An 8,467-nucleotide genomic window follows, 5' to 3' on the forward strand; every position below is an offset into this window, starting at 1 on the left:
GTCGGGCGGACCAGGGGCGGGAGTCGGTCGGCGTCAAAGGCGCCGCGCGGACGCTCGGGTTCGACGATGCCCGAGGGGCGCGGGGTGTGTCGCTCCGGGTCGGTGCTTCGTGGCGGGAGCTCGGGGACGGCTCCTCGGCCCGAGGGGCGCTCCGGGTCGGTGGTTCCCGTGCGAGTTGAAGCGCGCTCCAGCTCGGACACGGACGTGGTTCGGCCCGAGGGACGCTCCGGATCCGGGGCAGTGGCTCCGCGAACAGAGGGACGCTCCGAGTCGGTGGTTCCCGTGCGCGTTGACGCACGTTCCACGTCGGACACGGATGGGGTTCGACCAGAGGGGCGCTCCGGCTCGGGGACGGGAGTACCGCGAACGGAGGGACGCTCCGAGTCAGTGGACGAACCCGTACGTGTGGAGGGGCGTTCCGGCTCGGGAACCGGTGCACCGCGAGCCGACGGGCGTTCCGATTCGGTGGAGCCGCTCGTGCGTGCCGAGGGACGTTCAGGCTCGGGAACCGGGGCACCGCGAACCGATGGGCGCTCCGAGTCGGTGGAGCCGCTCGTGCGTGCCGAGGGACGTTCTGGCTCGGGAACGGCAGCGCCACGAACCGATGGGCGCTCAGAGTCAGTGGAGGAACTGCCGCGCGCCGAAGGACGTTCTGGCTCGGGAACGGCAGCGCCACGAACTGATGGGCGCTCAGAGTCAGTGGAGGAACTGCCGCGCGCAGAAGGACGTTCTGGCTCGGGAACGGCAGCGCCGCGAACCGACGGGCGGTCCGATTCGGCGGAGGAACCGGCGCGACCTGTGGACCGCTCAGGTTCGGAGACGGAGTTGGTGCGCCCAGACGGACGCTCCGATTCGCGGACCGCATCCGTACGGGCTGCTCCTCGCTCCGAGTCGACGGACTGAGTCCCCTTTGTCGGAGTGGTGAGCTGAGACATCCGACGGGAAGGCGTCTCCACTCGCGACGATGTGCTCCGACTGGCGAGCACGGAGCGAGCAGGGATGATCGGCGTCGGAGCAGGTGCTTCGTCCTCGTGCCTTGCGGCGATAGGGCTGCGGACGATGGGCGTGGGCGAAGGCGGTTCGTCCCTCTGGAGCGGCGCCGGAGCCCGGACGATGGGCGTCGGCGAGGGCGGCTCGTCGAACGGAAGCGGAGCGGGAGCCCGAACGATGGGCGTGGGCGAGGGCGGCTCATCCCGCTGGAGCGGAGCGGGAGCCCGGACGATGGGCGTAGGCGAAGGGGGCTCTTCCCGCTGGAGCGGCGCTGGAGCCCGAACGATGGGCGTGGGCGAGGGCGGCTCATCCCTCTGGAGCGGCGCTGGAGCCCGGACGATGGGCGTAGGCGAAGGGGGCTCTTCCCGCTGGAGCGGCGCTGGAGCCCGAACAATGGGCGTGGGCGAGGGCGGCTCATCCCTCTGGAGCGGCGCTGGAGCCCGAACAATGGGCGTGGGCGAGGGCGGCTCATCCCGCTCGAGCGGCGCTGGAGTCCGAACGATCGGCGTGGGCGAGGGCGGCTCATCCCGCTCGAGCGGCGCTGGAGTCCGAACGATCGGCGTGGGTGAGGGCGGCTCGTCCCTCTGGAGCGGCGCTGGAGCCCGAACGATGGGCGTGGGCGAAGGGGGCTCGTCGAGACTCAGCGGTGCAGGTGCACGGACGACCGGAGTGGGCGAGGGCGCTTCATCCGCGCGGTCGTCCCCATTCGAGGGCTCGCCAGCCTCAGGACGGGCACGTGATTCCTCGTCCGTCCTGGACGACTGTGGCTCCACCGGCGTCGGGCCAGGTGGAGCATCTTCGAGGTGCGGTGTCGCGGACTTGCTGGGCTCCTCGGGCTTTTCGTCCTCCTCTCGAGCCTCCATCTGGCGGTCGGTAGGCTTCTCTTCGGACCCCGTCGCCTCGGTCGACGCCGCGCGAATCGGCGTGACGGGCGTCGGGTCCGCGGAGATGGCCGTCGACGTCAGGGGCGTCGGCTCTGACGGCGCGGGACTCGTTGCTCCATTCGAGGTGGAGACCTCGGGACTCGATGTCGCCGCGGGAGGAACGACAGCCCTCTCGCGCAGGGGCAGACCCATCACGACGGGCGGTTCGATGGGGCGTGCGTCCGGCTCCGTCTTGATGAGTCGCGTATCGAACCCGTCGTCCAGCACCATCCCCATCACCACGGGAGGGTCGTCACTGGAGGCGTCGACAGGGGGCTCGGCGGAACTCTCCGCGACAGGTTCTCGCTTCTCGGGCTGGGGAATCTTCACCCGCCCACTGTCCGGAGGCAGCAGCGTCGCGAGCCGGCTGGTGGGGGTCCCCGTCACCATCGTCGCCGCCGGTAGATCGTCCTCGCTCGACCTCGTCACCGGACCCGTTCGCTTCTCCAACAGCGAGTCGTAGAGGTCCAGCAACTGGCCCCGGATGACGCCGGCATCGAGCGCGGCCTCGGCGTGCTCGCGGGCTCGATTGCCCATCTCGACACGACGGGGAACGTTCCGCGCCAGCTCGATGATGCGGTCGGCCATGGCACGGCTGTCCCCGGCCGGGAAGAAGAGCGCCGCGTCCTCTGGAATGAGTTCGCGGCAGACGGGCAGGTCGGCGGCGATGACGGGACGGCCAGCGGCGAAGTACTCGGACACCTTGGCCAGGGGGCCACCCTGCAGCCGATTGCGCTCCACGTCGTCGAGCGCGAGCACTCCCACGTCCGCCAGCGCGAGCACCTTCGCCACGTCGTCGTGATGCACCGGCGGCTGGAACTCCACCCGGTCCTTCAGGCCGAGGTCCTTCACGAGGTCATCCAGATGGGGCTGCCAGTCTGGGTGCTGCGCTCCCACGAGCGTGAGGCGCACCTCGACCTGTTGCCCCGCCAGCGCGACGGCGCGCAGCAACGTCGGCAGTCCCTGCCAGCCCACGTGGCTGCCCAGGTACATCAACCGCAGGGGCTCGCCATCCGGAGCGCCCAGGACATCGGGCGCGAACGGCGCGAGGTCCACCGGGGCGCGCACGACGCGGATGAGCTCCTCGCTCGCACCGAGCGACTGGATGTACGAGCGCGTCGTCTGGGAGCCGGTGACGATGAGGTCCGCGTTCATCAGGCAGAACAGCTCCTGCCTGCGGACCTTCGACAGGAAGCGCCGGTCGCCCTCCGTCTGCGGATGCGTGTAGCGCAGCTCCTGGGAGGGGAAGGTCTGGGCCTCGTAGATGAGGCGGTAGCCGTAGTCGCCCTTCAGCTCGCACAGGGCATAGCCGCCGAAGGGGTCCGTGAAGTGGGCGAGCGCGTAGTCCTCGCTCTCGAGCTGGCGGCGGACGGCCCGCTCGAACGCCTGGATTCGAGAGGCGAGGTCGCCCGAGCCTACCGGGACGCGCAGCAGTCGAGCACCCTGGTACTTCTCGATGTGGGAGTGGTCAGGCGTCTTCGCCGATAGCACCACCACGGAGAAGCGATCCGGCAACGCCTTGAGGTACTCGGTCAAACGACGTGACGAGCCGGAAGGGCCGGGGATGACGTCGAAGCTGCACAGGAGCAGTCTGGGCAGGTCGCTCAAAGCGGGGGCAGAATACCCAGGTGCATCCTGGGTGTCATCGGGTGAGGTGGTGGGGAGGGGGTCGGGCGACGAACACAAGCAATGCTGGCACGTTGACCCACCACGGCCGGCGACCTAAAGGCGACCTTGCCCATGGACGACCTCAAGAGCGTCACCGTCGGCTCCCTGAGAGAGCTGGCCCGGAAGCATCTGGGGAGCGGATACAGCAAGCTCAATAAGGAAGAGTTGATCGCCGCCCTTGCCGGGTTCGTTCCCGCGCTCGCGAAGCTTGCCCGGTTGGCGGGCATCGAGCTGCCGCGCAAGCGCCCCGCCGCGAAGAAAGCCTCGGCCGAGCCCGCCAAGGCCCCCAAGAAGCCCGAATCCACTCGGGAGGTCGCGGCGAAGGCCAAGGTCATGACGCCCTCCGCCAAATCGAAGGCGTTGACCCGGACTGCTTCCAAGGCCGCTCCGCCAGTGAAGGCGCCGACCGTGACCTCGAAGGCGAAGGGGCAACCGTCAGCGAAAGCGGGACCAGTATCGGCCAGGCCGACCGCGAAGGCTGGAGTTGCGTCATCCAGGGCGAAAGCACAGCCCCCCGTGAAAGTTCCGGCCGCGCCACCCAAGACGAAGGTCGCCGCCAGTTCGTCCAAGGCAAAGCCCCAGGTCGAGTCCAAGGCGAAGGTCGCCGCCAGCTCATCCAAGGCAAAGCCCCAGGTCGAGTCCAAGGCGAAGGTCGCCGCCAGCTCATCCGAGGCGAAGCGTCAGGCCGAGCCCAAGGTGAAGGTCGCCGCATTGTCCAGGGCAAAGCCCCAGGTCGAACCCAAGGTGAAGGTGGCCGCCAGTTCGTCCGAGGCGAAGCGTCAGGACGAGCCCAAGGTGAAGGTCGCCGCCAGTTCGTCCAAGGCGAAGCGTCAGGACGAGGCCAAGGTAAAGGTCGCCGACGCACCGTCCAAGGCAATGGTCTTGGTTGAGCCCAAGGTGAAGGCGGCCGACGCATCGTCCAAGGCAAAGCCCCAGGTTGAGCCCAAGGTGAAGGTCGCCGCCGAACCGTCCAAGGCAAAGCCCCAGGTTGAGCCCAAGGCCAAGGTTGCCGCCGCACCGTCCAAGGTGAAGGTCGCCGCCGCATCGTCCGAGGCAAGGCCCCAGTTCGAGCCCACGGCGGAGATGGCCGCATCTGCCAAGGTGAAGGCGCAGCGAGCACCGAAGGTCTCCGCCGCTGCGACCACGACGAGCGAGGCACCCACGGAGGTGAATCGCTCGACGGTATCGGAAACGGAGCAGGAGCCTGCAGTCGCCGCGAAGTCGGTCCCCTCGACGGGAAGCGACTTCCCTGTCGAGAGTGCCGTACCCATCATCGAGACGGCGAAGCCCGCGGATTCGCTCTCCGCTGACAAACCGCGTGCAAAGACCCCACGGAAGGCGGCCACCGAGATGTCGGAGCAGGGACGTGTCTCCGCACCCAAACGCGTGGCGGCCAAGCGCGCTTCCGAGAAGCCGGACAGTCCACCCTCCGCGCGTCCGGCTCACATCGTGAACTTTCCACCCAAGCCCCGCGGTTCGCGCGACACGGCGACGTTCGCGGAGCCCGAGGTCGAGACTGGTGCTCGTGCTGAAGCGGCCCCTGCCACCCCGTCCGAGCCAGGCTCGGGGACACCTCCCTCAGTGCCTCCGGTGGAACAGCATCCCGCCGAGCCGCTGATCGAGGGTTTCTTCGTCGCGCGCGTCCGAGGTGAGGCGGAGGCCCGCCGGCATCACCTCCAGGAGCAAGCTGCGTCAACCTCGGCTCCCCGCGTTGATGCGGAGTCCGAAGGACTGGAGCCGCTTCCTGTCGAGTATCAGGACGACACCGCGCTGCTCCTCCCGAGAGACCCGCATACCCTCTTCGCCCTGTGGGATTTCAGTCCCGCCACGCGCGCGCGTGCGATGCACGGACTGGAGGAGCCGCGAGCCGTCCTGCGCGTTTTCGACGGCGAGTTGCTCGTGCGCGAAGTGGATTGCGCACTCGAGTCGCGCGGCTACTACATCCACGGGCTCTCACCCGGGAGGCCGTACCGGTTCGAGGCGCATTTCGTCGGGCACGACGGGCGGAATCATCGCATCGGTCCTTCCAGCAATCGCGTGGCGCTTCCGCCAGCGGGCGTGTCGACCGATACCTCGGTGCGCTTCCTTCGCCGGCCCATTCCGGTGGAGCCCGAGGCACCCGTGGTGTCTCCCGTCGCCACCCCGACTGAGGAGAACCGCGAGCGCGAGTACGTCACGTGGCACCGCGTGAATCTGCCCGGCAGCGCGGGTGCGAAGGACATTCCCGTCGTCCACCGTGAAGGTGTCGGGCCCGGTGTTCCTCCGTCCCCCGGAGGACCGGGCGCCCAGGTGGGCTCCGGGACCTATCTGCAAGGTGTCGAGCGCGCACCCGGTGCCTCGGACCAGCGCTACCTCGCCTCGCATCGCTACCTGGAGGCGCAGGAGCGCGCGGCGGGTGCGTCGGACATGCGGTACGGGGACGGCGTCGTGCAGCCCACGTCGTCGCCGCATGCGTTCGAGTATCTCGAACTGGGGCAGGTGCGCGCTCCTGGAGCCTCCGACCAGCGATACCAGGATGGAGCGGTGCGCGGAGAAGCGCAGGGCGTCCGTCCCGCGTATCAGTACCTGGACATCGGTCGTGCGCCGGGTGCCTCCGACATGCGCTACGCCGAGCCCTCACAGCGAGCTCCCGCGAACACGGGCCCGGAGGAATTCGCGTCCGCGCCCCGCGCCTCGGACCTGAACTACTTCGAGTCCCCGCCTCGTGCGTCGGGCGCTTCGGACCTGCGCTACTTCGAGTCACCACCTCGTGCTCACGGGGCCTCGGACCGGCGCTACTCGGACCTGTCGGGCAACACGACCCCTGGCGCGGTGACACACCCGTCAGGAACCTCGGAACAGGACGCGCACCGGAAGCCGCCCTCGGGTGGGGGCCGCTCGTGAACCCGCAAGGACACTTCGACCGACCATGAGCCTGGGCTCTCTCGCACTCGTCCTTCACGCGCATCTTCCGTTCGTCCGACACCCCGAGCACGAGGACTTTCTCGAAGAGGACTGGCTCTACGAGGCCATCTCCGAGACCTATCTCCCGTTGCTCCTCGCCTTCGACTCCCTGGCGGAAGACGGCATCCCGTTCCGGCTGTCGATGACGCTGTCTCCCACACTCGTCACCATGCTCCGTGACGAGCTACTGATGACGCGCTACTCGCGCAAGCTGGACCAGCTCTGCGAGTTGGGCGACCGCGAGGTCCACCGCACCCGGAACGACGCGACCTTCGGGAGACTGGCGCGCTTCTATCGCGACCACTTCGAGTCCCTGCGCCGGGCCTTCCACGACCGCTACCATCGGGACCTCGTCGCCGCGTTCCGGCGCCTCCAGGACGCGGGCCACCTGGACATCCTCACGTGCAACGCGACGCATGGCTTCCTGCCGCTCATGCAGCAGGTGCCGGAGGCCGTGCGCGCCCAGGTGACGGTGGCCGCCAACCACTACCGTCAGAACTTCGGCAGGGACCCCGCGGGCATCTGGCTGGCTGAGTGCGGCTACTACCCGGGCCTGGAGCGCGTCCTGGCCGCCGAGCGCATCCGCTACTTCTTCGTGGACACGCACGGCCTGACGGACGCCACGCCGCGTCCACTGCATGGCCCCTACGCACCCATCTTCACCGAGTCGGGTGTCGCCGCCTTCGCGAGAGACCCGGAGAGCAGTCAGCAGGTCTGGAGCTCCGAGCACGGCTATCCGGGCGACCCGGACTACCGCGAGTTCTACCGGGACATCGGCTGGGACCTGGACCTGGACTACATCCGTCCCTTCATCCAGCCCACGGGGGACCGGAAGAACACCGGCTTCAAGTACTACCGCATCACCGGGAAGACGAACGACAAGCAGCCCTATGACCCGGAGCTGGCGCGCGAGCGCGCCGCGGTGCACGCCGGCAACTTCCTCTTCAACCGCCAGCGACAAATCGAGCACCTCGCCTCGCGTCTTGGAGCTCGCAAGCCCGTGGTCGTCGCGCCCTACGACGCGGAGCTGTTCGGGCACTGGTGGTTCGAAGGCCCGTGGTTCCTGGAAGCCCTCATCCGCAAGGCGGCGCGCGAGCAGTCCACGTTCGAGCTGGTGACGCCGTCGGACGACCTGCGCGAGACGCCGGAGAACCAGGTGGCCACGCCGCCGATGTCCTCCTGGGGCGCGGGCGGCTACGCCCATATGTGGCTGGATGGCACCAACGACTGGGTCTACCGCCACTTGACCCACTGCGCGCGGAAGATGGTGGAGCTCGCGCGGGACTTCCCCGACGCCACGGTTCTGCAACGTCGCGCGCTCAACCAGGCGGCGCGGGAACTGCTGCTCGCCCAGAGCTCCGACTGGGCCTTCATCATGAAGACGGGCACCATGGTGGAGTACGCCAGGCGGCGCACCCAGGAGCACGTGCGGCATTTCCTCCGGCTGCACGACGAGCTGCGCGCGGGCACCATCGACGAGGGCTGGCTTGCTCAATTGGAGGGCCGCGACAACGTCTTTCCGGAACTCGACTACCGTCTCTATCGCCCGGGGTGACCTTCCGGCACGTGGGCGTCGGGCTCGAATGTTTCGATGGATGACCGTGGGCCGTTTCACTTGCGGGACAGCATTTCGGCTTTAGCTTGGGGAGCATATGAACCGTTCTTCCGTCGCGTTCCGGAGAGCCCTGGCCACCGCGCTGCTCCTCGCCGTCCCGTCGGCCTCGTGGGCGCAGGCTCCGGCGCCCGCTCCCGCGCAGGGCCAGCCCGGCAACCTCCAGCCGGCGACCCGGGAGGCGCAGGCGCTCCCTTCGCTGGCGCCGCTGGTGGACTCGGTGAAGTCCGCCGTCGTCAACGTGGACGTGCAGGCCCGTGGCGGTGGCGGAGGGCCGAGGGGCATGGAGGACAACCCGCTCTTCGACCGCTTCTTTGGCGGTGGCGGAGGC

At 68.8% G+C, this 8,467-nt stretch carries 3 protein-coding genes and 1 pseudogene; 3 read left to right on the forward strand and 1 reads right to left on the reverse strand.

Features of this window, described 5'->3' with window-relative positions; translation table 11 throughout:
* Positions 1 to 3,521 (reverse strand): glycosyltransferase family 4 protein (locus tag FJV41_RS46140; protein WP_141649005.1); only part of this gene is annotated, 3,521 nt, incomplete at its 3' end.
* Positions 3,522 to 3,653: 132 nt separating this feature from the next.
* On the opposite strand from FJV41_RS46140, the gene FJV41_RS46145 reads away from it, so the two are divergent.
* From FJV41_RS46145 to FJV41_RS46155, 3 genes and pseudogenes are all read left to right on the forward strand, one after another.
* The gene (locus FJV41_RS46145; RefSeq protein ID WP_141649006.1) at positions 3,654 to 6,464 is read left to right on the forward strand and encodes a DUF4912 domain-containing protein; all 2,811 of its coding nucleotides are present in this window, start codon (positions 3,654 to 3,656) and stop codon (positions 6,462 to 6,464) included.
* Between the two features lie 25 nt (positions 6,465 to 6,489).
* Positions 6,490 to 8,079 carry a glycoside hydrolase family 57 protein gene (locus FJV41_RS46150; protein ID WP_141649007.1) on the forward strand — a complete coding sequence of 530 codons (1,590 nt, stop codon included), beginning with the start codon at positions 6,490 to 6,492 and terminating at the stop codon, positions 8,077 to 8,079.
* A gap of 97 nt (positions 8,080 to 8,176) precedes the next feature.
* Positions 8,177 to 8,467: pseudogene (locus FJV41_RS46155) on the forward strand (peptidase S1); the annotation flags it as partial.

It is taken from the genome of Myxococcus llanfairpwllgwyngyllgogerychwyrndrobwllllantysiliogogogochensis (genome assembly GCF_006636215.1).
GTDB classification, from domain to species: domain Bacteria; phylum Myxococcota; class Myxococcia; order Myxococcales; family Myxococcaceae; genus Myxococcus; species Myxococcus llanfairpwllgwyngyllgogerychwyrndrobwllllantysiliogogogochensis.

Coding starts and splice junctions, on each gene's coding strand:
- FJV41_RS46150 (WP_141649007.1), top strand. CDS start 6,490: ATGAGCCTGGGCTCTCTCGCACTCGTCCTTCACGCGCATCTTCCGTTC.
- FJV41_RS46145 (WP_141649006.1), top strand. CDS start 3,654: ATGGACGACCTCAAGAGCGTCACCGTCGGCTCCCTGAGAGAGCTGGCC.